General features: G+C 42.8%; 23 protein-coding genes and 1 other RNA gene. 19 read left to right on the top strand and 5 right to left on the bottom strand.

Features of this window, described 5'->3' with window-relative positions:
- Positions 1–403: 403 nt before the first annotated feature.
- Positions 404–634: a hypothetical protein gene (locus tag H6G74_RS07660; RefSeq protein ID WP_242051183.1), complete on the top strand. Its 231-nt coding sequence runs from the start codon at positions 404–406 to the stop codon at positions 632–634.
- A gap of 258 nt (positions 635–892) precedes the next feature.
- On the opposite strand, the gene trxA is transcribed toward H6G74_RS07660, so the two are convergent.
- Positions 893–1,210, bottom strand: a complete 318-nt coding sequence (trxA, locus tag H6G74_RS07665; protein ID WP_190967110.1) for a thioredoxin — start codon at positions 1,208–1,210, stop codon at positions 893–895.
- Between the two features lie 236 nt (positions 1,211–1,446).
- Between trxA and fabG the strand changes: the two genes are divergently transcribed.
- Positions 1,447–2,211 (top strand): 3-oxoacyl-[acyl-carrier-protein] reductase, encoded by a 765-nt coding sequence (gene fabG, locus H6G74_RS07670; RefSeq protein ID WP_190967111.1) that lies wholly within the window; start codon positions 1,447–1,449, stop codon positions 2,209–2,211.
- On the opposite strand, the gene H6G74_RS07675 is transcribed toward fabG, so the two are convergent.
- A complete protein-coding gene (locus tag H6G74_RS07675; RefSeq protein ID WP_190967112.1) occupies positions 2,212–3,294 on the bottom strand; it encodes an MraY family glycosyltransferase in 1,083 nt (360 codons plus the stop codon).
- A gap of 236 nt (positions 3,295–3,530) precedes the next feature.
- On the opposite strand from H6G74_RS07675, the gene groL reads away from it, so the two are divergent.
- From groL to H6G74_RS07715, 8 genes are all read left to right on the top strand, one after another.
- On the top strand, positions 3,531–5,195 hold the full coding sequence (gene groL / locus H6G74_RS07680; protein ID WP_190967113.1) for a chaperonin GroEL: 1,665 nt from the start codon (positions 3,531–3,533) through the stop codon (positions 5,193–5,195).
- A gap of 160 nt (positions 5,196–5,355) precedes the next feature.
- The gene (gene corA, locus H6G74_RS07685) at positions 5,356–6,504 is read left to right on the top strand and encodes a magnesium/cobalt transporter CorA (RefSeq protein ID WP_190967114.1); all 1,149 of its coding nucleotides are present in this window, start codon (positions 5,356–5,358) and stop codon (positions 6,502–6,504) included.
- Between the two features lie 36 nt (positions 6,505–6,540).
- Positions 6,541–7,254 (top strand): hypothetical protein, encoded by a 714-nt coding sequence (locus H6G74_RS07690; protein ID WP_190967115.1) that lies wholly within the window; start codon positions 6,541–6,543, stop codon positions 7,252–7,254.
- Positions 7,255–7,302: 48 nt separating this feature from the next.
- Positions 7,303–7,749: RNase P RNA component class A (gene rnpB / locus H6G74_RS07695), an RNA gene on the top strand.
- A gap of 72 nt (positions 7,750–7,821) precedes the next feature.
- Positions 7,822–8,541, top strand: coding sequence for a ribonuclease III (gene rnc, locus H6G74_RS07700; protein WP_190967116.1), 720 nt, complete (start codon positions 7,822–7,824; stop codon positions 8,539–8,541).
- Between the two features lie 104 nt (positions 8,542–8,645).
- On the top strand, positions 8,646–8,912 hold the full coding sequence (locus H6G74_RS07705) for a type II toxin-antitoxin system ParD family antitoxin (RefSeq protein WP_190967117.1): 267 nt from the start codon (positions 8,646–8,648) through the stop codon (positions 8,910–8,912).
- Between the two features lie 66 nt (positions 8,913–8,978).
- The gene (locus H6G74_RS07710; protein WP_313888468.1) at positions 8,979–9,218 is read left to right on the top strand and encodes a type II toxin-antitoxin system RelE/ParE family toxin; all 240 of its coding nucleotides are present in this window, start codon (positions 8,979–8,981) and stop codon (positions 9,216–9,218) included.
- A 101-nt stretch (positions 9,219–9,319) separates the two neighbouring features.
- Positions 9,320–9,931, top strand: coding sequence for a hypothetical protein (locus H6G74_RS07715; protein WP_190967119.1), 612 nt, complete (start codon positions 9,320–9,322; stop codon positions 9,929–9,931).
- A 3-nt stretch (positions 9,932–9,934) separates the two neighbouring features.
- Here H6G74_RS07715 and H6G74_RS07720 read toward each other — a convergent pair whose 3' ends face one another.
- Together H6G74_RS07720 and H6G74_RS07725 are read right to left on the bottom strand one after the other, a co-directional pair.
- On the bottom strand, positions 9,935–10,303 hold the full coding sequence (locus H6G74_RS07720) for a Dethiobiotin synthetase (RefSeq protein ID WP_190967120.1): 369 nt from the start codon (positions 10,301–10,303) through the stop codon (positions 9,935–9,937).
- Between the two features lie 139 nt (positions 10,304–10,442).
- Complete coding sequence (locus H6G74_RS07725; RefSeq protein WP_190967121.1) at positions 10,443–15,122, bottom strand: glutamate synthase-related protein; 4,680 nt, start codon at positions 15,120–15,122, stop codon at positions 10,443–10,445.
- Between the two features lie 752 nt (positions 15,123–15,874).
- Between H6G74_RS07725 and H6G74_RS07730 the strand changes: the two genes are divergently transcribed.
- From H6G74_RS07730 to H6G74_RS07770, 9 genes are all read left to right on the top strand, one after another.
- Positions 15,875–17,869: a phosphodiester glycosidase family protein gene (locus H6G74_RS07730; protein WP_190967122.1), complete on the top strand. Its 1,995-nt coding sequence runs from the start codon at positions 15,875–15,877 to the stop codon at positions 17,867–17,869.
- 363 nt (positions 17,870–18,232) lie between these two features.
- Positions 18,233–18,652, top strand: a complete 420-nt coding sequence (locus tag H6G74_RS07735) for a phosphomannose isomerase type II C-terminal cupin domain (RefSeq protein WP_062297062.1) — start codon at positions 18,233–18,235, stop codon at positions 18,650–18,652.
- Positions 18,653–18,958: 306 nt separating this feature from the next.
- Positions 18,959–19,306 carry a HesB/IscA family protein gene (locus H6G74_RS07740; protein ID WP_190967123.1) on the top strand — a complete coding sequence of 116 codons (348 nt, stop codon included), beginning with the start codon at positions 18,959–18,961 and terminating at the stop codon, positions 19,304–19,306.
- Positions 19,307–19,422: 116 nt separating this feature from the next.
- Positions 19,423–19,809: a 30S ribosomal protein S12 gene (gene rpsL, locus H6G74_RS07745; protein WP_062297066.1), complete on the top strand. Its 387-nt coding sequence runs from the start codon at positions 19,423–19,425 to the stop codon at positions 19,807–19,809.
- Positions 19,810–20,212: 403 nt separating this feature from the next.
- Positions 20,213–20,683 (top strand): 30S ribosomal protein S7, encoded by a 471-nt coding sequence (gene rpsG / locus H6G74_RS07750; protein WP_062297068.1) that lies wholly within the window; start codon positions 20,213–20,215, stop codon positions 20,681–20,683.
- A gap of 140 nt (positions 20,684–20,823) precedes the next feature.
- Entirely contained in the window at positions 20,824–22,902 is a 2,079-nt protein-coding gene (fusA, locus tag H6G74_RS07755) for an elongation factor G (RefSeq protein WP_190967124.1), read from the top strand.
- A gap of 22 nt (positions 22,903–22,924) precedes the next feature.
- A complete protein-coding gene (gene tuf, locus H6G74_RS07760) occupies positions 22,925–24,154 on the top strand; it encodes an elongation factor Tu (protein ID WP_190967125.1) in 1,230 nt (409 codons plus the stop codon).
- 178 nt (positions 24,155–24,332) lie between these two features.
- Positions 24,333–24,650 (top strand): 30S ribosomal protein S10, encoded by a 318-nt coding sequence (rpsJ, locus tag H6G74_RS07765; protein WP_015113498.1) that lies wholly within the window; start codon positions 24,333–24,335, stop codon positions 24,648–24,650.
- A 341-nt stretch (positions 24,651–24,991) separates the two neighbouring features.
- Positions 24,992–25,642 (top strand): LON peptidase substrate-binding domain-containing protein, encoded by a 651-nt coding sequence (locus tag H6G74_RS07770; RefSeq protein WP_190967126.1) that lies wholly within the window; start codon positions 24,992–24,994, stop codon positions 25,640–25,642.
- A 202-nt stretch (positions 25,643–25,844) separates the two neighbouring features.
- On the opposite strand, the gene pheA is transcribed toward H6G74_RS07770, so the two are convergent.
- Positions 25,845–26,723 (bottom strand): prephenate dehydratase, encoded by an 879-nt coding sequence (pheA, locus tag H6G74_RS07775; protein WP_190967127.1) that lies wholly within the window; start codon positions 26,721–26,723, stop codon positions 25,845–25,847.
- Between the last annotated feature and the right edge of the window lie 168 nt (positions 26,724–26,891).

Raw genomic sequence — 26,891 nt, forward strand, 5'->3', positions numbered from 1 at the left:
TAACTCGAACTTTCACCTTCCGAACTCGAACATTCGAGCAAAAAGGCTTAACATTCACCCTTTGAACACCAACGTTCGAGCAAAAAGGCTGAAATTTTATGTTTATAACTCGAAGCCAGCAGCAGCAAAAGTTTTATGTTCGATGCCGTACTCTTGCCGTTAACACATCCTACCTGTATTTCAATAATTAAATACAAGTTACAGATTATACAAAATAAAAAATTAAGAAAATTCCTTTAATTATCGAATTTAAAGGGAAAAACTTGTTGCAAATATTTTTAAATTAGTGGTTTACAAGTATAAAATTATACTCAAATATAGAAAATATGAGAAAGGCGATCGCCCCTCCGGCAAGAGCTTGCGATCGCCTTTCTTTCAACCCCTAACGGAGTCGTTTATTATCATGGCACAAGAAAGAGAAAACCCCGAACATCAAGAGTCTGTCCTCCAGGCTTTTCCTAAAAGAGAACGCATTAAACATTTGTTGATTGGTTCTCCCAAAGCCGTCACCAGCACAATACATTACTTGCAGGCTGTTGGTTATGCAAATGTCGGTGATTGGAGTCCGTTACTACCCGCAGACAACCCTGATGAAGTAATGAGTATTTTAATCCGTCAGATTTTCACTGCATAACTTAAAACTACAACCCCGACTGTTTAGAACAATCGGGGTTGTGTTTTGCTGACAATTGTTGCTAAGGCAATGAAAATCGTCAGTCGCGTATGGAAGAAAATATCTTCTTCTATAGCGGTTCTTACTTGCTTGTAATACAGTTGGAACCCCACCCCGCATTTGCTGACGCAAACGCTCCCCTCCCCGCTTGCGGGGAGGGGTTGGGGGTGGGGTTGAAATGTACCTCATCCAACCGAGAACCGCTATATATCTAAATTACTAAATTAAAGTTTGGAGATGTTGCACTAACTGCGGTGCCTGTAACACTCCCTCGATTTTATCCACAGGCTTACCTTGCTTAAATAACATGAGTGTTGGCAAGGCTTCAATACGATATTGACTAGCCAATTCGGTGTATTTTTCTGTGTCAATTTTAACAACACGTATACGGCCATTTAATTGAGCATTAACTTGTTCTAAAATCGGCCCCATCATTTTACAAGGGCCACACCATTCAGCGTAAAAATCTACTAATACAGGTACATCAGAACCAGAAAGCATTTCTTCAAAACTGTTGAAATGTTTTTTAGTGGCCATACGATACACACCGAATTTTTATGGATTGCTTTTAATATTAATGCGTGCTTTCAGGAATGGCTGTAACATTATTTTATTTTTATAGTCAAGGGTCAATGGTCATTTGTCATTTGTCTAGTGCGTCTTCACTACACCCTACTCTTGTAGCCCTAAAAATATTGCCCTTGAGTGAATTAACAAGCACAAATCACCATAAGATAATTAGCGCGGTAGTTCAAAAGCTTAAGGAATAATTCATGGAAGTTTTGCCAGAAAGCTTGCAAAGTCTCAAAGGAAAAGTAGCAATTATCACTGGTGGTTCGCGGGGAATTGGAAAAGCGATCGCACTCGAATTGGCGAAATATGGGTCTAGTGTGGTGGTGAATTATGCTAGTTCTAGTACAGCAGCAGATAGCGTAGTAGCAGAAATCACTTCTGTGGGTGGACAGGCGATCGCACTCCAAGCCGATGTTTCCCAAGCAGAACAAGTAGAAGCACTCATCAACGCCACCACAGAAAAATTCGGTCGAGTTGATATCTTAGTTAACAATGCCGGAATTACCCGCGACACATTACTTTTGCGGATGAAGCCAGAAGAATGGCAAGCTGTAATTGACCTCAACTTAACTGGCGTTTTCTTATGTACCCGCGCTGTTAGCAAACTCATGCTCAAACAGCGTTCTGGGCGAATTATTAATATTACCTCCGTGGCGGGACTTATGGGTAACCCAGGGCAAGCAAACTACAGCGCCGCCAAAGCCGGAGTCATTGGTTTTACAAAAACAGTTGCCAAAGAATTTGCGACTCGCGGCATCACCGTGAACGCCGTCGCCCCTGGTTTTATCACCACCGATATGACCAACAATCTCAGCAACACCGAAGAAATTTTGAAATTTATCCCCCTTGGTCGTTATGGACAACCAGAGGAAGTGGCTGGTATGGTGCGCTTTCTGGCTGCTGATCCCGCCGCAACTTACATCACAGGTCAAGTCTTTAACGTAGATGGCGGTATGGTGATGTAATTACGCATTATTTAAAATTCTTTGCCAAACGGTGAAGCTCAACAAAATAATAATGCCAGTACAGGTGGCGACTATCACAGGTAAAGGCATCCCGCGAATCGTCATTGCCAGCAAGTTACCCATTAAGGTCATTGTCCAAAGGGTAAAGGCGGCGTGACTTTGGGAGAAGCCCCAAGCTAATAAACGATGGTGTAAGTGATCCTTCCCTGGAGTACTGAGGGGGTTTTTTCCTGCTAATAGTCGCCGTAAAAACACTTGGGTAGTATCTAACACAGGCAATAGCAAAAATAAAACCGTCGGTACTAAGGAAAAGACTGTAGTTATCTGCAAATCTCCCAAAATACTGGTAGCAGCTAGAACATAACCAAAAAAGTATGCTCCAGCATCACCCATAATTATGCGTGAGGGGTGGAAGTTATGGCGCAAGAAACCCAACGCCCCGCCTCCCAAAGCTGCCAAAACCAAAGTCGCCGCCGCTTTATTGGGAAATTGGGCGGAAACGGCTAACAAACTCATCGCCGTAATAAAACTGATCCCCCCAGCCAAACCATCCATACCATCCATCAAATTGATAGCGTTGGTAATGCCGACCACCCACAACACGGTGATAAATATTGATAAAAATGAGTCTATGGGTGTGCCGAAGGCAACCTTGATGCTGATGCCATTAGCAACCAGCAACAAGGCTGTGATGATCTGTGTCCACAAGCGCACAGAAGGGGGTAAACCAAACTGATCGTCAATAAAGCCGACTAATACTAGGATTGAGCCTCCTAGTAGCACAGTCAAAACCTGCGCCAAAACACTTTGTAATTCAATCGGTCGTAACAGACTAGCAAGAACTAACGCGGCAATTACTCCTGCATAGATAGCTAACCCGCCAGCATTCGGTAAAGGTTCCCGATTTAGCCGTCGCGCATTTGGTTGATCAGCCCAACCAACTCGCAGGGCAAATTTGCGTACTGTCGGTATTAAACGCCATGTTACTAGCCAAGCTAAGAGAAACGTAAATACTACTGCCAACCAGCCGATGCCGCTTGGGTCGGCAATACCCAGAGACTTAAGGGAGTTGTCTAGATTCATCTCCCAATTCAACCATTACTGCCTGTATCCTACATGAGCATCAAATGTATATTAATCAATTTTTTAAGAAAAGGTACTGGTATTTACTCAAGTCTCAAGATACCAGCGCAGAACTTCACACTTCCCACTAGTACCAATCCAGATAAATTTTATTTATAATCTGACCAGTTTTGGTTATTAGCACTCTGAGTCTGTGAGTGCTAAATTGTCTAAAGGAAGCGCAAGAGAAGTGAAACATGGCTAAAATTATTTCCTTTGATGAAGAATCACGGCGGGCGCTGGAACGGGGTGTTAATGCCCTGGCCGATGCAGTGAAAATCACACTAGGCCCCAAAGGTCGTAACGTCCTGTTAGAAAAGAAATTCGGCACACCCCAAATTGTCAACGATGGGATCACTGTTGCCAAAGAAATCGAATTAGAAGACCCATTAGAAAATACTGGTGCCAGACTCATCCAAGAAGTAGCATCAAAAACCAAGGATACTGCTGGAGATGGCACTACTACCGCCACTGTTTTAGCACAGGCATTAATTAAAGAAGGTCTGAAAAACGTTGCGGCTGGTACTAACCCCATTGCTTTAAAACGTGGAATTGACAAAACAATTGAAGCATTGGTAGAAGAAATTGCCAGAGTTGCCAAGCCTGTGGAAGGTGCTGCGATCGCTCAAGTAGCCACAGTCTCTGCCGGTAATGATGAAGAAGTCGGTGCAATGCTGGCAGAAGCAATGGAGAAAGTCACCAAAGATGGTGTCATTACCGTTGAAGAATCTAAATCCCTCACCACTGAACTAGAAGTAGTGGAAGGGATGCAAATCGACAGAGGTTATATTTCTCCTTACTTCATCACCAACAACGAACGGCAGATTGTTGAGTTTGAAAATGCTCGCATTCTGATTACCGACAAAAAAATCAACAGCATTCAAGAATTAGTCCCCGTACTAGAAAAAGTTGCCCGTTTGGGTCAAGCACTGTTGATTATTGCGGAAGATGTTGAAGGCGATGCTTTGGCAACTTTAGTAGTCAACAAAGCGCGGGGCGTGCTGAATGTGGCTGCAATCAAAGCACCTGGATTTGGCGATCGCCGCAAAGCTATGCTACAAGATATCGCCATCCTCACCGATGGTCAGTTAATTTCTGAAGAAATCGGCCTCAGCTTAGATACCGCTTCTTTAGAAATGCTAGGAACTGCCCGCAAAATCACAATTGATAAAGAAAACACCACAATTGTTGCAGGTAGCACCACCAAGCCAGAAATTCAAAAGCGGATTGGTCAAATTCGTAAGCAGTTAGAAGAAACTGATTCCGAATACGACAAAGAAAAACTCCAAGAACGCATTGCCAAATTAGCTGGTGGTGTCGCAGTTATCAAAGTCGGTGCAGCCACAGAAACCGAACTCAAAGACCGCAAACTCCGCATTGAAGACGCACTCAACGCCACCAAAGCCGCCGTCGAAGAAGGAATCGTGCCTGGTGGCGGTACAACCTTAATTCACTTGTCTACCAAAATTGACGAGATTAAAAACAGCCTCAACGATGAAGAAAAAATTGGCGCAGACATTATCAAACGCGCCTTAGAAGCACCTCTACGTCAAATTGCTGACAATGCTGGTGCAGAAGGTTCTGTCATCGTTTCCAAAGTCAAAGAAACCGGGTTTAACATCGGATACAACGCTGCTACCGGAGAATTTGAAGACTTGATCGCTGCGGGAATCATTGATCCTGCCAAAGTTGTGCGTTCTGCTGTTCAGAATGCTGCTTCGATTGCGGGGATGGTTTTGACTACCGAAGCGATCGTTGTTGAAAAACCAGAGAAGAAAGCTGCTGTCCCTGACATGGGCGGTATGGGCGGCATGGGCGGCATGGGTGGTATGGGTGGTATGGGCGGTATGGGTATGATGTAATCCTACCTGCCCAGATTTCCCGAATAAATATATTTATCTTTGTCAACAGTTTGTCTTGCCAAGACAAGCTGTTTTTTTATACACTGGCTCATTCGTCATAGCATTTTGGATTTTAGACTACAATCCTCACCAATGACCAATGACAATTGACAATTAACAAATGATTAGCAAAGTTCGTCGTCTGACAAAAAAAATTCGTAAGCCCAACTTCCAGGATTTTTATCATCAACCAGGAAACATACCAGGAACTCTGATTATTGATGAAAATGCAGAAGCGCCCACAATTATTTTGTTTGATTACAATCAAACAAATTTTATTCATAAACAACTCGCTACTCCCGAAGAATGTTTGAGTTACTTGGATACAGAATCAGTTTCTTGGGTAGATGTCCAAGGTGTAGGGAATCAAGATATATTACAACGATTAGGTAAAGTTTTTGAGTTACATCCTTTGATTTTAGAGGATGTTGTTAATATGGGAGAACGCCCCAAAATCGAAGATTATGAAGACCAGTTAGTAATAATTTCTCGGATGGTTGTGCCGAAAGAAAATACCTGTGGCTTTTATAGTGAACAGGTAAGTTTTGTGTTAGGTAAATATTACTTGCTCACAGTGCAAGAAGAACCGGAACATGATTGTTTTGATAGTGTCAGAATGCGAATTGATAAAGCTAAAGGTATTATTCGCAAACAAGGTGCTGACTATTTAGCTTATGCGCTGCTAGATGCCATTATTGATGGTTTTTTTCCGGTCTTAGAACTGTATAGTGAACGCATCGAAGAATTAGAAGAAGAAGTAATTATCAACCCTACTCCACAAACACTCCAGCAAATTTATCAAATCCGCCGAGAGCTTTTACAATTACGTCGCTCGATCTGGCCGCAACGAGATGCTATTAATACTTTGATTCGAGATGGTAGCGATTTAATTAGTGAAGATGTCAGAATTTATCTGCGCGATTGTTATGACCACACAGTGCAAGTTATGGATATGGTAGAAACCTACCGAGAATTAGCATCAGGATTAATGGATGTATATTTATCGGCAGTTAGTAATAAGATGAATGAAATTATGAAGCTACTGACAGTAGTTTCGGCTATTTTTATTCCTTTAACTTTTGTTGCAGGTATTTATGGGATGAACTTCAATACAGATAAATCACCATACAATATGCCTGAACTAAATTGGTATTGGGGTTATCCGGCTTGCTTGGCTTTAATGGTAGCGATCGCAGTTAGTTTACTGATACTATTTTGGCGCAGAGGATGGCTCGCTAATTTTTCCAGTATTAAACATCACGAAAAGTAAAATAACTCAAATTCATCCAGGGAGATAAAAATCTAAATGATCAGAGGTAGCGGCGACCAAAATTTAGTTGTATTGACACTTTATATTATTGGTGTGTCTTACACCTTCAATCGGATGATTGAATCTATTGATGATAAAGTCAAATATACGTATAAAGCTGATGCAGTCAACGAACAACTAACAGCCCAAGAACTCAAAGACCAAATCGGAATTTCTTTTAAACTCAATTCCGCTTACGGATTAGATGATTTAAAAGAACTGCAACTTACCATCGAAAATAAATCAGATAATCTGGCAGTATATGTTGACTGGGAAAACAGCACCTTAGTGGTTGAACACACCAAACAATCGCGCCGCGTGATTCGGATTTCATCATCTGTAACCCGTGACTTAGCAATTCCACAAACCCCCAGCTTAATTACTCCGAAAAAAACCCTCTCGGAAAAAATTACAGCTGAAGATGTTCTAGAGTTGGATACTACAGCCGGAACTTATTCTGCGAAAAAACCACTAGTTAGTATTAGTGGCTTAAAAAATGCTGGCCCGCCTCAAAAAAAGCTATATAACGACTTTATGAATCGAGGCAAAGAGCTAGAATTTTCTTTACAGCTAGTGTTAAGAATATCTGATGTCCGCGTGGGGATAGCACCCGGTATCAATATTCCACCAATGTATTTGATCAATTGTCCGTTCACCATCAAAAAATTACCTTGGACTTACGCTCTACCTTGGAATAAGAAGAAGAAATAATCCAAATCGAACACATTATGCCATCCAGGATTACACTGTAAGTAGGGAGAGAGTAGGCGCTGGCAGTTGCAGAACTATACATAATCATAGTTTTGAGGAAAGTCCGGACTCCCGAAAGACCAAACTTGCTGGATAACGTCCAGTGCGAGCGATCGTGAGGATAGTGCCACAGAAAGATACCGCCAAAACAAGTAAAAAGTAAAAAGTAAAAAAGCAAAAGAAACAAAAATTTCTTTTTACTTTTGCCCTTTAACTTTTACCTTTTTTGGTAAGGGTGCAAAGGTGCGGTAAGAGCGCACCAGCAACATCGAGAGGTGTTGGCTCGGTAAACCCCGGTTGGGAGCAAGGCCAGAGGAACTACGGTTGGTCTTTTACCAGTTCCGCGTATGAGAGCCGCTAGAGGCGTTTGGTAACAAACGTCCCAGATAGATAACTGCCATCTTGTAAAATTTTTTACATAGATAACAGAACCCGGCTTACTACCAACTCTCTCCTCTTTGAGTCCATAGTCAAAAGTAAAAACGAAAGACTATTGACTATTGACTATTGACCACTGACTATTGACTAATGACAATTGTTTATCCCCGCCGTCAAAGACAGCTTGAAAGTTTAGTAAGAAAGTTAGGTTTGCCATTGGAAGCACCCATTAAATGGCAACTATTGGATTTGGCCTTGACTCATCCAACGGTATCTGATTCAGCGAATTATGAACAACTAGAATTTGTTGGTGATGCAGTGGTGCGACTAGCGGCGGCTGTGATTTTGTGGGAAAAATATCCAGATTGTCAAGTTGGAGATTTTGCGGCGATTCGTTCGGTGTTAGTGAGCGATCGCATTCTCGCCCAATTAGCCAGAGAATATGGTTTAGAACTATATTTATTAGTTGCTGGTAGTGCCACCAGTGATAAAATTGGTCAAGAATCACGACTGGCGGATGCTTTTGAAGCTGTGTTGGGTGCGCTTTACCTCAGCACCAATAATTTAGACCTCATCCGTTCATGGTTAGATCCTCATTTTGAACAACTAGCAACAGAAATTCGGCTTGATCCGGCTCGACTCAACTATAAAGCAGCTTTGCAAGAATGGACACAAGCTCAATTTAAAGTTTTACCAGAATATCGTGTCGAGGAAATTAATCAACCCAACCGCAATCAAGAGCGATTTGCTGCTGAAGTTTGGCTACATGGTAAAAAACTCGGTGAAGGTAGAGGACGTTCTATCAAAGCTGCTGAACAAGCCGCAGCTAAAGTTGCTTTTTTAGCAGTAAATAATCCAGAAAATACTTAAAAATATAAAAACTTAGACAGCACAAAGCTTTTAACTCTGTTCTCTGCTACAAATAACAAAAATTGTTATCATAATACCTATTCTGGTTATAAAGTGAGGCACAAATGAATATTTCCCTGACTCCTGAGCTAGAAGCGTTCGTCCAAAAACAAGTCGAGTCTGGTTTGTATCATTCCCAAAGTGAAGTAATTCGAGAAGGCTTGCGTTTGTTAAAACGTTTTAATGACCATTCCGAAGAATATAAACTGTGGCTTAATGAACAAATTGCGATCGGTCTTACGGAACTTGACAATGCTCAAAGTCTCCCCGCCGAAGGAGTCCGAGAGCGCGTTCGCAGCAAAGCGCAAAAATTGATGAAAAAGCGCGTGTAATGACCCCAAAGCCTTATATTATCTCGGAGCAAGCCGAGAACGACTTAGCGCAGATTTACGCTTAATATTGCACGAGATAATCAAGATACTGCTGAACGGATGCTGGATAAACTTCTTGCAGCCTGTGAATTGCTGACAGACAACCCCAGAATAGGGCAGTATCGTTCTGACTTGACACCGTTACCCGTTCGTTTCTGGTTGGTGCATCCCCGTTACTTCTTGATATATCGAGGAGAAAAGCCTGTAGAAATTGTGCGTGTACTAGCTGCCAATATGGATATTGCGCGAGAACTTGCTGGAGAATAATCTTGCTATCAAATTGATATTCTGACATTATTCCTCCGAAAACGGGAAAACTATGGTTAACCCCCTTTGGGGAAATTTCCATGTAAGTCCCGAATAGGAAAATGCTAAAAAAATCTTTGGTGAATGGTTTAATTTTGTCTTTTTCTCTAGTTCCCTGGCTATGCGTGGGAATGCTGGGAAATTCCAAGGCTAATGCTTTACCAGGACAAACTACGGAAGAAGTTACTACTTGGATGAATGCTCATCCGACACTGCGCCCTGGAAGTGGTGAAAAACTATATGTGCAGAAGAGTGACACCGCCGCCCAACGATTCACGTTTCAGGCTTCGGTATTACCTCCTGGTAAAGTGGGGTTTGCCAAAGAGCGAAACCGGATTCGTTACGAACGCTTGGCGATGTATGATGCGATTAATGGGATGAGTTTTCAACGCCTGCAAGAATCTCTGCGGGTAATTTATGGCTATGATGTTTATCAAGATTTTAATCAAGGTCAGGTGGTGTATGACTACCCCAGCCAAGGTGAAGTCAACTCGGCGCGGTTTGCCAAAACTCCAATTAAAGAAGCTTTACAAGGACAATTGCGTATAGGCGATCGCTATGCTTATTGGATCGAAATAGCTAAACCACGCAACGGTAAAGCTTTCACTGGGCAAATGACAGTTTTACTCAAAACTGATGTCGAAAAATTGCTGCAAGAATTACAAACTCGCTGAATCTTAAACCCCGCCAAATCCCCCAGTTGGTGGGGTTTGCCACACACCAGAAAAGATACTTTCTACAGCCAGAGAAATTCTCACTAAATCTTCTTTAAGTAGGGGTGGCCATTCTACCCCAGCTTTGCGTCCCGCTACGTATAACTGTTGTGTCTTGACACCTAACTGATAAAGGGCAAAGGTTAATTCGCGGTCTAGACTGGGTACATCTTTGAGGGCTTCAAACACAACCTTTAACGCCAACAAAATCGAGGTAATCTGACCTGGAACCGGTGGTTTTCCCTGCTTCATCCGCATCAATAAAGCATCAGGGTTTTCTTCGGTAGTGATTGTTTGAGATACAAGCAGTTTGCGGGCTGTGTCGTAATTCATTGCTCAACTTCGCGCGTTAAAATCTGATTTGGTGAAAGTGCAAGGATAGTGTATTTGAAAATTTCGCAATAAGTTTAATTGTGATCAAAAAAGGGGACGTTGCTACTGTCCCCTTTTTTCATAACTCATCAGCGATTAACTACACCGAACTCAGATGTTTTTCTACCACTGCTTGCGGGTTAGCCTCTGGACTATCTGCTTCGGAAGGTGGTACTAATTGCCAGAACTTAGAGACAAATTCTGACCAATTTTGCAGAATTGCTTTGGCTTTGGGTGAACCAGTGCGTTCTGCATGAGTTCTAATTAACTCTTGCAGTTGCTTCTGTCCTGCTTCTGTCAGAACTCCCTGGATTTTGACGTTTTCCCGGTTTACTAATTCAGGGAAGGAACCATCTTCATCGAGGAAGTATGCCAAACCACCAGTCATCCCGGCTGCAACGTTACGTCCGACTTTACCGAGGACAACTATAACACCACCAGTCATGTATTCACAGCAGTGATCACCTGCACCTTCAACGACGGCTGTACCTTTGGAGTTGCGGACAGCAAAGCGTTCACCTGCTAAACCGTTGGCGAATAAGAAGCCGCCAGTTGCACCGTAAAGGCAGGTATTACCCACAATTACGTTCTTGGATGGGTCATAAGTGGCTTGTGCTGGGGGTTTGATGATAATTTCACCACCGTGCATCCCTTTGCCAACGTAGTCGTTGGCCTCCCCTTCCAGAGTTAAAGTAATGCCAGACAGGTTAAATGCACCAAAACTTTGACCTACACTACCTTGGAAGTTGAGATTAATTTGTCCTTCAAAGCCACCATCGCCATATTGAGATGCGATCGCACCAGCTAATCTTGCACCAACTGTTCTATCGGTGTTGACTATTTTTAAGTTCTTCGTCACCGTCGATTGGTTGCGAATTGCGGCTTGAATTTCGCTATCAGCCAGCAATTGGTCATCTATTACCGGGCCATTGCTATGAACTTCTTCATGCACTAACCAGTTACGGTTTTCTTTTGTATCTGGTAGTTGCAGTAAGCAGTTGAGATTCAGTGCTTGGGTTTTAGCCAGTTTGGCTTCGGGACGGACTGTTAATAAGTCTGCACGACCGATAATTTCAGATAAAGAACGGTAGCCCAGTTTTGCTAACAAACTCCGCACTTCTTCCGCCACAAAGTAGAAGAAATTGACGACGTGTTCGGGGATACCTTTGAACCGCAGGCGCAGTTTTTCATCTTGAGTTGCTACACCCACAGGACAAGTATTCTTATGGCAGACTCGCGCCATTTGGCAACCTTCGGCAATCATGGCAATGGAACCAAAGCCAAATTCTTCGCCACCCATCAATGCAGCCATCAAGACATCCCAGCCAGTCTTGAGTCCGCCGTCTACCCGCAAGATGACGCGATCGCGCAAACTATTCTGCATTAAGACGCGATGCACTTCACTTAATCCGAGTTCCCACGGTGAGCCAGCGTGTTTAATCGAACTCAGAGGTGATGCACCTGTACCGCCATCATGTCCCGAAATTTGAATGATATCAGCGTTGGCTTTGGCTACACCCGCCGCAATTGTACCGATACCAATTTCAGCCACTAGTTTGACTGATACCTGGGCTTTCGGGTTGATTTGGTGCAGGTCAAAAATTAGCTGTGCTAAGTCTTCAATGGAATAGATATCGTGGTGAGGTGGTGGTGAAATTAAAGTTACACCGGGCTTAGACCGCCGCAACATGGCAATGTAAGGACTGACTTTTGCCCCTGGTAGTTGTCCGCCTTCCCCTGGTTTTGCACCTTGGGCGATTTTGATTTCGATTTGTTTGGCGCTGGCTAAATATTCTGGTGTGACACCAAACCGTCCTGATGCAACTTGCTTAATGGAACTAGAAGCTGTATCACCATTCCGCAGACCCTTGAGGTGCGGTAGAGTTGGCGAGTAACCGGACTCATCTACATCATCTAAAACGTTGTAACGTACAGGATCTTCGCCACCTTCCCCAGAATTGGATCTACCACCAATCCGGTTCATAGCGATCGCTAAAACTTCATGGGCTTCCCGTGACAATGCACCCAAAGACATCCCCCCAGTACAGAAGCGTTTGAGGATTGATTCTGCTGCTTCTACTTCTTCTAAAGGAATTGAGGGGCGATCGCTTTGGAAGTCTAACAAGTCTCTTAAAGCTGTAATTGGTCGCCCTTGGAGATATTGTTTGTAAACTTCGTAATGGTCATATTGCTTGGTTTTAACAGCCTCATGCAATGCTTTGGACATTTCCGGGCTATTCATGTGGTACTCACCGCCAGGACGGTAGTTAACAAAGCCCAAGTTATCCAATTTTTTGGCTGTGAGTTCTGGGAAGGCTTTGCTGTGAATCGATAGGACTTCTTGCGCCAGTTCACTAACACTCAAACCACCAATCCGGGAAGCGGTACCTTTAAATCCTAGTTCTAATAAATCGCCACCAATCCCGATCGCTTCAAAGATTTGGGCTGCTTGATAGCTAGACAGCAAGGATATCCCCATTTTGGAGAGGATTTTCAGCAGTCCTGATTCTACAGCTTTGCGGTAATTTCCAATGGCTTGTTCTAAGCTGAGGTTGGGCAATTTCCCCCGTTCCATGAACTGCTGAGTTCTAGGTTCAAACCACCAATCCCGGACTGTATCTAAGGCCATGTAGGGGCAAACTGCACCTGCACCATAGCCAATCAAACAAGCAAAGTGATGGGTACTCCAACACTGGGCGGTATCCACAATCAACGATGTTTTCATCCGCAAGCCTTCGCGGATCAGGTGGTGGTGGACTGCACCCACAGCTAATAAAGGTGGAATGTAGCTTAATTCTGGGCTAATACTGCCACCAGCGCGATCGCTCAAAATTAATATTTTTGCACCCGCCCGTACTGACTCGGCGGCTTGGGCTTGTAAAGCTGCGACGGCAGATTTTAATCCTTCTGGGCCGTTGGCGATCGCAAATAAAGTTGATAATTCTGCCGTCCCAAAACCAGAAGCCTTGATTGCATCTAACTCAACTTCTGTCAAGACTGGCGAATCTAGCTTCAATCTCTTGGCATATTCTGGCTTTGGTTCTAATAAATTACCCCGTTCGCCCAATTCCACCTTCAAGGACATCACCAGCTTTTCACGCAGGGGGTCAATTGGTGGGTTGGTTACTTGAGCAAAACGCTGTTTGAAATAGTCATACAACAAGTGGGGTTTATTAGACAACACTGCCAAAGGAATATCATCCCCCATACAGAACGTTGGTTCTACACCATTACCTGCCATTTGTTCAATCACCATTTCGACATCTTCGCTGGTGTAGCCAAAGGCAGTTTGTCGCTGAAGTAAGATTTGTTTGTCAACGGTGAATTGACCTTTGCCGTTACCGTTGCCATTACCATTACCATTGCCATTTGTCCCATGATTGTTGACTAATGACTTCAAATCTTGGCGATGGGTTTGCAACCATTCCCCATAGGGAAGTTGTTGGGCAATGCGTTGTTTAATTTCCCAGTTTTTCAAAATTTCATGACTTTCTAAATCCACGGCAATCATTTGCCCTGGGCCTAGTCTGCCTTTTTCTACAATCTCGGCTTCGGGGAAGTCAACTACACCTGCTTCTGATGCCACGACGATGTAATCATCTTTGGTAATTACATAACGTGCAGGTCTTAAGCCGTTACGGTCTAGGGTTGCGCCTACTTTCTTCCCATCACTAAAGACTAGCAATGCCGGGCCGTCCCAAGCTTCTTGCAAACCACTGTAATATTCATAAAAATCAGTGATTTCGGGATAGTTTTGTAAGGAAGGCTGATTTTGATAAGCCTCTGGAACCATAATCATTAAGGCTTCCAAGGGGCTGCGTCCCGAACGCACCAATAGTTCTAAGACATTATCGAGGGTGGCGGAGTCGCTGCTATCTAAAATTACTAAAGGCTTGAGTTCATCATTGCGATCGCCCCATACTGGATGGCTAATACTCGCTTCTCTAGCCATCATCCAGTTGATATTACCCAACAGCGTATTAATTTCGCCGTTATGTCCCAACAACCGCATTGGCTGTGCTAACGGCCATTTAGGCATTGTGTTGGTACTAAAGCGGCGATGATAAACTGCAAAGGCACTCTTGTATGCAGAATTTTGTAAATCCGCGTAAAAATCTCCCAACACAGCCGAACGCACCATACCTTTATAAACAATGGTGCGGCTGGATAAAGAGCAAATATAAAAATCTTCCGAGACAGCTTTGGCTGCTTTAAAAATCCGTTTACGGGCAATGTATAACTGTCTTTCTAATTCATCGCCAGTTTCATCCGCCGCCAGAAAAATTTGTTCTATTTGGGGTTGGTTTTCTTTGGCTTGTCTTCCCAATAAATGGGGATGTACTGGTACTTCTCGCCAGCCCAATACTGTAAATTTTTCTTCCGCCGCCACTTTTTCAACTTGGGCTTTGGTTTTTTGGGCTAATTCCCGGTCTTGGGGTAAAAATATCATCCCTACAGCCACATTGCTGGTAGACGATATTTCCATCCTGCCTGAGAAATATTCTTTTTGTAACAACTCCCAAGGAATAGCTGTTAATATCCCTGCACCATCACCAGAGTCATGGTCGGCACTACAACCACCCCGATGTTCCAAGCAGGTTAATGCGGCTAAGGCTTTAGTAACGATTTCATGGCTGGCAATATTTTGGCGATGTGCAATAAAACCTACACCACAGGCATCTCTTTCCTCTACTAACCACCTTTGTCCTTGGTAGGTTTCTTGAGAGTTATTATCCGAAAATGACATTGTTTGCAATTGATTCACCCTTTGATCGTTCATAGCCTATTCCTGAAAGTTAAGTCACAAATTTTGCCACTGCTTGGGAGGGAAAGTTTCGCAATTTCGCGTCACAGTCATACATAAATCACGAGAATTTAGGGAAAAAAAATTTTAACTGCGGTTATTTATGGACTTAACCGTGTTAAAATTATTGCGTTGATTCTTCTGTGTTTATGCTGGTTTAGACAAACTACATATTGTGTTATTTTTATGTATTTGGTTTCAAAACTAAGTATTTTCCAGGTTTTTTCAGACGATAGATGTTTGTCAGGTAGACAGTATCAACTGACCTAACACCAAATTTTTCATGAAAAACTCACTGTTGTAAAAGCTGCAAGATTCCTGATTCAGCAACAAAATCAGCGTATTACACTATATGCCCATTTGACAATTCCTAAATATTTTTATTGTTGTCTCTTCTTGGCTGCTCACCCGTTGCAACTTTTGTTACTAACAACTGTGCCTCACCTCTAAGTAACAGCATAGCAATTATTAGTGAGGAAAGACTATTGTATATATACATTTGATGACCAAGACTATATATCTTATAGTTTGGCAGGAACTAGTGCCAGTTAAAACAGTCAGTTACAGTGGTTTTAGCTTAAACAGGGCTGGTATTTCTCATCAGAGATAACTAGCCAATATATAGGTTATCACGTTTCTGGAAAAGTTAAATCACCCAATTTCCAGAGTTAGTCACAATTAGCTTTCCCATCTTGGAAGTGATAACTTGCAAAAGTACTGGATCAAATATGTTAAAAATGCCAAATTGGTATCGTCAAAAATATCATAATGCTGTGACTAAGCCTGCCAAACATCAAGTCTTGTGCTTAATTGCATCACCTATAATTGCCACAATACTTAGTGTATCTCCTAGCTGGATGGCGATCGCTCAACAGCCTCCAATCAATCCACAACCGGGACAGTTGCGACGACAAGCCCAATCTGCTGGTAATCAAATTTCCCTCAATGGTCGCACCATCCCCGGTGCTTGGATGGTCAGATTAGGGGTAGTTGATCAGCAAGTTATTTATCTCAGTGATGGTTTATTTCGCCAGGCGATGGGAGTTGATTTTTTAAATAGCAATAATCCCAGCCAACAACCAATTCAGTGGTTTTCTTCAATCCCACAGACCTTAGTAACTCTCCTCCAAGCCGGATACCGCTATGTGGATATCACTGAGTTTGCCCAAAAAGCAAATTGGCAGGTACAAGTCAATGGTAACACTTTGGTAATTGTCACTCCCCAAGCGCAAATCAAAAATCTAATTATTGGTCATGAGGCTCTCAATCCTCCTGGTACTTCTACTATCCGTGAAAACCGCGTTGTGGTTGATTTAGACATTCCCACACCATGGATAGTCAGACAAGGATTACCCATTAAACCAACTCAAACACCAGTAGCAGATGATCCAGATGCGATCGCACCTCAACCCACAACCATACCGAATCGAGAATGGCGCATTACCCTGGATGCTTTAACTGATCCAGCTTTAATTCAACGTTACACCCCCATAGCACCACCGCCATCTCTACCAAATCTGATTAAACAATTACCACCACCACAACCAAACCCTGATAGCTTGCTTCAAAAAATAGAGGTGGTGAATAACCAAACAATTATTAGTCTGAGTGTTCCTTTTGGTTCAGCGCCGCGTATCACTACAGTAAATAACCCAAATCGCCTGATTATCGAGATTCGCCCTGATGCAATGGTTGAGCGCAATATTGCTTGGGCGGATGGGTTACGCTGGCGACAGCAATTTATTAATTTAGGGAAAGAACGTTTTCCGGTAGTGTGGTTGGAAGCTAACCCCCGTAACCTGACTTTAAAACCAATTTGGACAACTCCAGAAACTTTAGTTGGCACAGCACCCTTAATTCAAACAGCGCAAAAATACTTAGCTTTAGCAGCAATTAATGGTGGCTATTTTAACCGCAATAATAAATTGCCTCTGGGCGCGATTCGTCGAGATAATCAGTGGTTATCCGGGCCGATTTTAAATAGAGGTGCGATCGCTTGGAATAATTCTGGGCAATTTTATTTAGGTCGCTTAACATTACAAGAAACTTTAATTGCTCCTAATAATTTCCGCTTACCGATTTTATTTCTCAATAGTGGTTACGTTCAAAGCGGTGCTGCTCGTTATACCCCTAGCTGGGGACAAACTTACACTCCCCTCACAGACAATGAAAGCATCTTCGTAGTTCAAAACAATGAAGTTAGCAGTCAGCTATCAGGCGGAAAAGCTGGTCAAACTCCTATTCCTATTCCCCAAGATGGTTACTTGTTAACTTTACGGGGAACCTCTGCAACTACCGCCACTCAATTACCCATAGGTACAAAGGTAACTTTGGTTAGTAACACCGCCCCTGTTGATTTTAGCCGTTACCCCAACATTATCGGAGCCGGGCCGTTATTAATTCAAAACGGTCAAATTGTTCTAGATGCAAAAGCTGAAAAATTCAGCAATGCTTTTATTGCCGAAAAAGCCATTCGGAGTGGAATTTGCACCAAAGCTACAGGTACACTGATGATTGCTGCTGTACATAACCGCGCTGGTGGAGCCGGGCCGACACTCGCAGAACACGCTCAATTAATGAAACAATTGGGTTGTGTGAATGCTTTAAATTTAGATGGTGGCAGTTCAACTAGTTTGTACTTAAGCGGACAATTACTCGACCGTTCTCCCAATACTGCGGCTCGTGTACATAATGGTATTGGTATTTTTTGGCAACAAAGATAATTAGGGGCTAGGAGCTAGTACAGGTTGGTGGAAATAAACAGACCATAAGAAATTGCTAAAAGGCTTGTGGTATGAATATTCTTTCTTTTGACTTTTGACTTTTGACTTTTGCCTTGTTGTACTAGCCTCTAACCTCTCAAACTAATTTGTTAAAGATTAGAATAAGCTACGTTGACTATAGGTAAAGAGTTTATGTATTCACGATAGTTTTAGTCGTGACTCTTTACACCCCAAAGTTTGATTTTGTTATGGTTAGCAAGGTGTAATTGAATTACTGGTTTTCACGGTTGCAAGATTGCGCCAGATTTTTCCATCAATGGTTAAGAGAAAGGACAGCTTGCTATGTCTCCAAATGAGGTAACTATGGCTCAATATCAAGAAACCGCACCTGCTAAGACTCTACCACTGCCTGCGGCGATCGCTAATCGAAGTGTTGCTGCAACCGAATTGCGCCCTTGGGGTTCTTTTACTATTTTGGAAGAAGGACGTGGGTACAAAATCAAGCGCATCGAAGTTAAACCTGGACATCGCCTCAGCTTGCAAATGCACCACCATCGCAGCGAACACTGGATTGTTGTTTCTGGCACCGCCAGAGTAACTTGTGGCGACCAAGAAGTACTATTGGGTAATAATCAATCCACATACGTACCTCAATGCACTTCCCACCGTTTAGAAAATCCTGGAGTGATTCCTTTAGTTTTAATTGAGGTACAAAATGGCGAATATTTGGGTGAAGATGACATTATTCGCTATCAAGACGATTATGCTCGGACAGAAAATTAATCCTTATGAGTTAATTTAGTAGTCCTAACAATAAAACTCCGTAAATTTCTCACCTTAAGTATCCAGAAATTTACGGAGGGACAATCACTGAAATATATAATATGTAATTTAACTGCCATTTTTAACGCCACAAATCAGGATTATTTTCATCACTCAGTATTCAAATTTCGCGGCAATGAATCAAGCTCACACTGGCGTTTTGCAAGTCAACCTCTTCATTTAAAATGAAATAGCCAAAACCAGTTTTTTGAGTTTTTTAACTCTGCCATATTTTTTAGACAGGCTATCAATTGCCCAAAAAATTCAATGATTCAACTGAGTCAAGCTGCTAAAATTGAAATTGAGCGATTAAAATCCAAGCAAAAACTCCATACATTGGTGAGATTAGCTGTTAAACCAGGGGGATGCTCAGATTTATTCTACGATATGTCATTTGCGGAGGTTGCCCAAGCTGGCGATCGCATTTTTGAAGTTAGCGGGCTGCAAGTTCTGATTGACAATCAAAGCTTACAATACCTCAATGGGTTAGTATTAGATTATTCCGAAGATTTGATGGGTGGAGGCTTTCGTTTCCACAATCCTCAAGCTGTTGCCACCTGTAGTTGTGGCAATTCGTTTGCGATTAATCAAGAGTCCATAGTCAATGGTCAATAGTCAAATAATTTATCACTATTGACCAGTCAAAGTAATTTGACAAAAAAGTACTAAAAAAGATATAATCAGGATTTGTTAAAACTTAGACCCCTAAGCAGCTTCACGCGCTGTGACTCATGCCAACCATACAGCAACTAATACGTAGCGAACGCGAAAAAGCGCGTCAGAAAACCAAGTCTCCAGCTCTCAAGCAATGCCCGCAACGCCGGGGTGTTTGTACAAGAGTCTACACAACCACACCTAAAAAGCCTAACTCAGCTCTCCGTAAGGTAGCAAGGGTAAGACTGACATCTGGATTTGAGGTAACAGCCTACATTCCAGGGATTGGTCACAACTTACAAGAACACTCCGTAGTCATGATTCGTGGCGGCCGGGTTAAAGACTTACCGGGCGTAAGATACCATATCATTCGTGGCACATTAGATACGGCGGGCGTAAAAGACCGCAAACAAGGTCGTTCCAAGTATGGAACCAAACGCCCGAAAGAAGCCGCTAAAAAATAAGGCAGAGGCGATTAGTCGTGCCTAGTGGCGATTAGTCGCTTTGTCTGGAAGCGATAAAAATATAGAAAGTTAGCGATCGCCTTTAAACAGTTGTGAAAACAGATAACAGCGTCTGTTCTCAAAAGTTAAATTAGTTAAGCTACCACTGCCAGCCTACACTCAGCGAGCAAGTGTAGGTTTGATGAAGATTGTTGTAAGCGACAGCAGCATTTTCATTTGTCAATTCATGCCTGTGATGTTGTCGCTTTGTCTATCCCATCAAAGATAGCAAATCAGCAATTCAGGGTCGCTGCAAATGTGTAAAAAAATTGCAGCAGTCTGAGTGGCAGCTTCCACCACTCCAGTACTGCGCGTTCTGATAGCATATAATTTCGTTGCCAAATTCCGAATGTAAGGGTAAAGTATGTCTCGTCGTGGTGTAGTTCAAAGGCGGCCAGTTCCGCCTGACTCCGTTTACAATAGTCGGCTGGTGAGCATGATGATTCGCCGGATCATGCGTCACGGCAAAAAATCACTAGCGGCACGCATTGTCTATGATGCACTCAAAACAATTGAAGAACGCACAGGTAATGCTGCAATAGAAACTTTTGAAAGAGCTGTGCGTAACGCCACACCATTGGTAGAAGTCAAAGCTCGTCGTGTGGGTGGTGCAACCTACCAAGTACCAATGGAAGTACGTTCAGAACGTGGTACTACCCTAGCACTGCGTTGGTTAGTACAATTTTCTCGCTCCAGACCAGGGCGCACAATGGCTGGCAAATTAGCTAATGAGTTAATGGATGCAGCCAACGAAACAGGTAATGCAATCCGTAAGCGTGAAGAAACGCACCGGATGGCTGAAGCTAACAAAGCCTTTGCACACTATCGTTATTAAGCAGCACAGCGATATATCTTGCTTCAATAAGCGGTATATCGCCGACTGATAAAAATCCAGACGGTAATCCGTAAAAGTATAGAATCTTAACAAAGAGTAATATACAAGATATCATGAGGCAAAAACTATAGGAGGCTACTGTGGCACGTACAAACCCGCTAGAGAAAGTACGCAATATCGGTATTGCGGCGCACATAGATGCGGGCAAAACAACAACAACAGAGAGAATATTATTTTACTCTGGGATAATTCATAAAATTGGTGAAGTTCACGAAGGAACTGCTGTAACCGACTGGATGGAGCAAGAGCGGGAACGGGGAATTACTATCACCGCAGCGGCGATCAGTACCAGTTGGAAAGATTATCAAATTAACATTATCGATACTCCAGGCCACGTAGACTTCACAATTGAAGTAGAACGCTCCATGCGGGTATTAGATGGAGTAATAGCAGTATTTTGTTCTGTGGGTGGTGTTCAACCCCAATCAGAGACGGTGTGGCGGCAAGCAGACCGTTACGCAGTACCTCGGATTGCCTTTATTAATAAAATGGATCGCACAGGCGCGAACTTCTATAGAGTTCACGAACAAATGCGCGATCGCCTGCGGGCAAATGCCATTGCAATTCAACTGCCCATTGGTAGCGAAAACGACTTCAAAGGCATTGTCGACTTGGTGCGGAAGCGTGCATACATTTACAATAACGACCAAGGAACGGATATCCAAGAAACAGATATCCCGGATGATATGCAAGACAAGGCCGAAGAGTACTACACCAAATTAGTCGAAGCCGTCGCAGAAACTGATGACGCTTTGATGACTAAGTACTTTGATGGCGAAGCACTGACAGAAGAAGAAATTCGGGCAGCCCTGCGGAAAGGGACAATTGATGGCACAATCGTGCCTGTACTTTGTGGTTCAGCCTTTAAAAACAAAGGCGTACAGTTAATGCTGGACGCAGTTGTAGATTATCTACCCGCACCAACAGAAGTACCTCCCATTCAAGGAACACTTGCAAATGGTGATACAGTTGAGCGTCGGGCAGATGACAACGAACCTCTAGCAGCTTTGGCATTTAAGATCATGGCTGACCCTTATGGTCGCCTAACCTTTGTTCGCGTTTATTCCGGTGTTCTGAAGAAAGGTAGTTATGTATTAAATGCTACCAAAAACAAGAAAGAACGGATTTCCCGCTTAGTTCTAATGAAGGCAGATGATCGCCAAGACGTAGAAGAACTACGAGCAGGTGATCTAGGTGCTGCATTAGGATTAAAAGATACTTTGACAGGTGATACTATCACTGATGAAGGCGCACCAGTAATTCTGGAATCCCTATTTATTCCAGAGCCTGTAATCTCGGTAGCGGTTGAGCCCAAAACCAAGAACGACATGGATAAGCTATCCAAGGCTCTGCAATCTCTGTCTGAAGAAGACCCAACCTTCCGCGTTAATGTTGACCCAGAAACAAACCAAACTGTAATTGCAGGGATGGGAGAACTCCACCTAGAAATTCTGGTGGATCGGATGTTACGCGAATTCAAGGTGGAAGCAAACGTGGGTGCGCCACAAGTAGCTTACCGCGAAACGATTCGTAAAGCAGTTAGCAATGTGGAAGGCAAATTCATTCGTCAAAGTGGTGGTAAAGGTCAATATGGTCACGTTGTGATCAATTTGGAGCCAGGAGAACCTGGTAGCGGCTTTGAATTCGTCTCTAAAATTGTCGGTGGTGTAGTACCTAAAGAGTACATTGGCCCCGCCGAGCAAGGAATGAAAGAAAGCTGTGAATCAGGGATTTTAGCTGGATATCCACTGATTGACGTGAAAGCGACGCTAGTTCATGGTTCTTACCACGACGTAGACTCCTCGGAAATGGCTTTTAAAATTGCTGGCTCAATGGCACTGAAAGAAGCTGTGCTTAAAGCTTCACCAGTACTATTAGAGCCTATGATGAAAGTTGAGGTGGAAGTTCCTGAAGACTATATTGGGAACGTCATTGGTGACCTCATCTCCCGCCGAGGGCAGATTGAAAGCCAAAGTACTGAACAGGGACTCGCTAAAGTGGCATCCAAGGTTCCACTGGCGACCATGTTTGGTTACGCCACCGACATCCGGTCGAAGACCCAAGGTCGAGGTATTTTTACGATGGAGTTTAGCCACTATGAGGAAGTGCCTCGTAGCGTGGCTGAAACTATCATTGCAAAAAGCAAAGGGAACGCTTAATTAGAAAAGGAAACGAGCATTCATGGCACGCGCAAAGTTTGAAAGAAATAAACCCCACGTTAACATCGGTACTGTTGGCCACGTTGACCACGGTAAAACTACTTTAACAGCAGCTATTACCATGACCTTAGCTGCTCTCGGTCAAGCCGAAGCTAAAGGTTATGACCAAATCGACAACGCACCTGAAGAGAAAGCACGGGGTATTACAATTAACACTGCTCACGTTGAGTATGAGACCGCAAATCGTCACTATGCTCACGTAGACTGTCCTGGACACGCTGACTATGTGAAAAACATGATCACTGGTGCAGCACAAATGGACGGCGCTATTCTTGTAGTAGCTGCTACCGATGGCCCTATGCCTCAAACTCGTGAACACATTCTGTTAGCTCGTCAGGTAGGGGTTCCTAAACTAGTTGTCTTTTTGAACAAAGAAGACATGGTAGACGACGAAGAATTGCTAGAGTTGGTCGAACTAGAAGTCCGGGAACTACTCACCAGCTATGATTTTGATGGTGATAATATTCCTGTGGTTAAAGGTTCCGGCCTGAAAGCTCTGGAAAAAATGACCTCTGCCCCCAAAACCCAACGAGGTGAAGATCCTTGGGTCGATAAAATTTACGAATTGATGGATGCGGTAGATTCTTACATCCCTAATCCAGAGCGCGACATTGACAAACCCTTCTTAATGGCGGTAGAAGACGTATTCACCATCACAGGTCGTGGTACGGTGGCTACCGGACGTATCGAACGCGGCAAAGTTAAGGTGAACGATAACGTAGAACTAGTGGGTCTGAAAGACACTCGTACCACCACCGTCACCGGGATTGAAATGTTCAAGAAGAGCCTTGATGAAGGCTTGGCAGGGGACAACGCTGGTGTACTGCTTCGTGGTCTGAAAAAAGAAGATATTGAACGGGGTATGGTAATTGCTAAACCCGGTTCTATCACTCCTCACACCCAGTTTGAAGGTGAAGTCTACGTACTAACTGAAAAAGAAGGTGGTCGGAAAACACCATTCTTCGCTGGCTACCGTCCTCAGTTCTACGTGCGGACAACAGATGTAACCGGCACCATTAAAGCTTTTACCTCTGATGACGGCAAAGACGTAGAAATGGTAATGCCTGGCGATCGCATCAAAGTGACTGTAGAATTGATCAACGCGATCGCAATTGAGCAAGGTATGCGTTTTGCGATTCGTGAAGGTGGCCGCACCATTGGTGCTGGTGTCGTCTCCAAAATCGTCAAGTAGTACCCTTTTACTCTAAATAATGAAGAGCAGAGATGGTAAGATGCCTCTCTGCTCTTTTATCTGAACTTAATTGCGGGAATGGGGAGTAGAGAATAGGGAGTAGGATAAACAAACTACTCCCCACTCCCCACTCCCCACTCCCCACTCCCCTAATAAATCAGAACCTGGAAAATTAAAGATGGCAACTCTACAACAGCAGAAAATTAGAATTCGTTTAAAAGCTTTTGACCGTCGATTGTTGGATACATCTTGCGAGAAGATTGTAGATACAGCTAACCGGACTAACGCAACAGCCATAGGCCCAATTCCCTTACCTACAAAACGGAAAATCTATTGCGTACTGCGTTCTCCTCACGTAGATAAAGATTCACGGGAACATTTTGAAACCCGTACCCACCGCAGAATTATTGACATCTACCAGCCTTCCTCTAAAACTATTGATGCTTTAATGAAGTTGGATCTGCCATCTGGTGTTGATATTGAAGTCAAACTGTAGTTCAGAAGAATTCAGCAGTTAGAATTCAGGAATCAAAACTAACTAACGCATTATTAAACCCAGTTAATTTATTCACCACTCATACAGAATATTCTGCGGTAAGCTAATAGTCTAGTTTTTGTGTCAGGCTTTGCTACATAATTCAACCTTAGCAGTATGCGTCTACATACTGAATTATAGCTCTTGGTTTCTAAATTCTTTACCAAGGACTATAGTGTGAATACTTAACCAGCCCTGAGAAAATTGATCTCAGGGCTTTTTATTTAGTGATAGAATGTAAATAAAGTACGGGAAAGCAGAGAACAATAAATTTTTAAAATTAAATTTATTCTAAGGTAACAATGACATCTTCATCTAGAATTGCTGTTCGTGAACTACCTCTGTTCCCGTTACCCGAAGTAGTTCTTTTTCCTACAAGACCATTACCATTACATATCTTTGAATTTCGCTACCGAATCATGATGAACACGATTTTGGAGAGCGATCGCAGGTTCGGTGTAGTAATGGTCGATCCAGTAAAAGGTACAATTGCCAATGTGGGCTGTTGTGCAGAAATTATCCATTACCAGCGCCTACCAGACGACCGCATGAAGATGCTGACTCTTGGACAGCAACGGTTTCGTGTCTTAGAATATGTGCGAGAAAAACCTTATCGCGTGGGCTTGGTGCAATGGATAGAAGATGAACCACCTAGCAAAGATTTGCGTCCTTTGGGAGCCGAAGTTGAACAACTGCTCAAAGATGTAGTACGCCTCTCGGCTAAGTTAACAGAACAAAACATTGAACTACCAGAAGAATTACCAGACTTGCCAATAGAGCTATCTTACTGGGTAGCTAGTAACCTTTATGGTGTTGCATCTGAACAACAATCATTGTTAGAAATGCAAGATACGGCTGCTCGTTTAGAACGAGAGGCAGAAATCTTAACTTCTACCCGTAATCATTTAGCAGCTCGCTCAGTGTTGAAAGATACTTTCAATCAGAAGTCATAAGCTAAATTAACTAGAAGATGAGTCTTATTAGCGTTCTACCTTGCAGTTTCGTGATTTTATGTTTATGCAAGAGTAGTCGCTAATACCATCGATTAAGAGTAAGTGATATGTAATTTAATTTCTGACCCCTAAATTCTGTCTATAAAAATAACTTGTGGAAATAAATACTATCAAGCATTGAGTGAGTTAGCAATTGATTTAATTACGATTCTAAAGTGTTAACTGATAGTACACCATAACTACCAAAAATTTTTAATATTTCTAGATATTCTATTAAATCGGCTAGAGCAGATTGCATTTTTGGTTGTTGAATATCTGTTTCTATATCAAGAAAAAATACATATTCTCCTAAAGAACGCTTGGTAGGACGAGATTCAATTCTGCTGAGATTAATTCCTAGTTCAGCAAATACTTGCAGAGGTTTGATTAAGGCTCCAGGCATATTTGCAGGCAAGCTAAAAGCTAGAGAGCTATGAGTAGGATTTAGATTATTGATGTGATATTCAAACTGGGCTTGATGTTGACTCACTACCCAAAAGCGAGTACAGTTTTCAGGATAGTCATTAATGCCTTGGGCAAGAATGGGCAAATTGTAGAGTTGGGCTGCTCTAGAAGAGGCGATCGCAGCTGCTGTTAAATCTTGGTTTAATAATTGTAGAGCTTCTGTTGTGGAATTACTCGGTATAATTTGTACATTTGGCAGTGATTGACCCAACCAATTTTGACATTGGGCTAAAGCTTGGGGATGAGAATAAACTTTCTCAATTTTATCTAAACCAGAAGCCCCAGAAATTAAGCTATGAACAATAGGCATCACTAAGGCCAATTGAATTTGCAAACTATCCAATTGCCAAAGTGCATCCATTGTCATAGTCACACTACCTTCAATGGAATTTTCTACTGGTACAACCGCTAACTGTGTTTTGCCTGCTGCCACAGCTTGGAGTGACTGAGCTATGCTGGGGTATGGGCATAAAGTAGCTTCTATTCCCGTTGTTTTGGTTAGCCAGTTGACATATAAAACTGCTGCTTGTTCTGCATAAGTACCTGGTGGGCCTAAATGAGCAATCGATAAAGACATAATGTTGGAACAGGAACTATTGTGAGATTAATAGACTATACCGCAGCGAATCCATACTTGAAGCAACAAAACATTGATTTAGCTTTGTTGAACTCCACACTGCTGTTCTATCTTGAACAAAGATACAGTTTGTAATTGCATTCACTAGCAGACTTACCATATTGCGTA

Origin of the sequence: Nostoc spongiaeforme FACHB-130 (genome assembly GCF_014698475.1) — a bacterium.
Taxonomy (GTDB): Bacteria; Cyanobacteriota; Cyanobacteriia; order Cyanobacteriales; family Nostocaceae; genus Nostoc_B; species Nostoc_B spongiaeforme.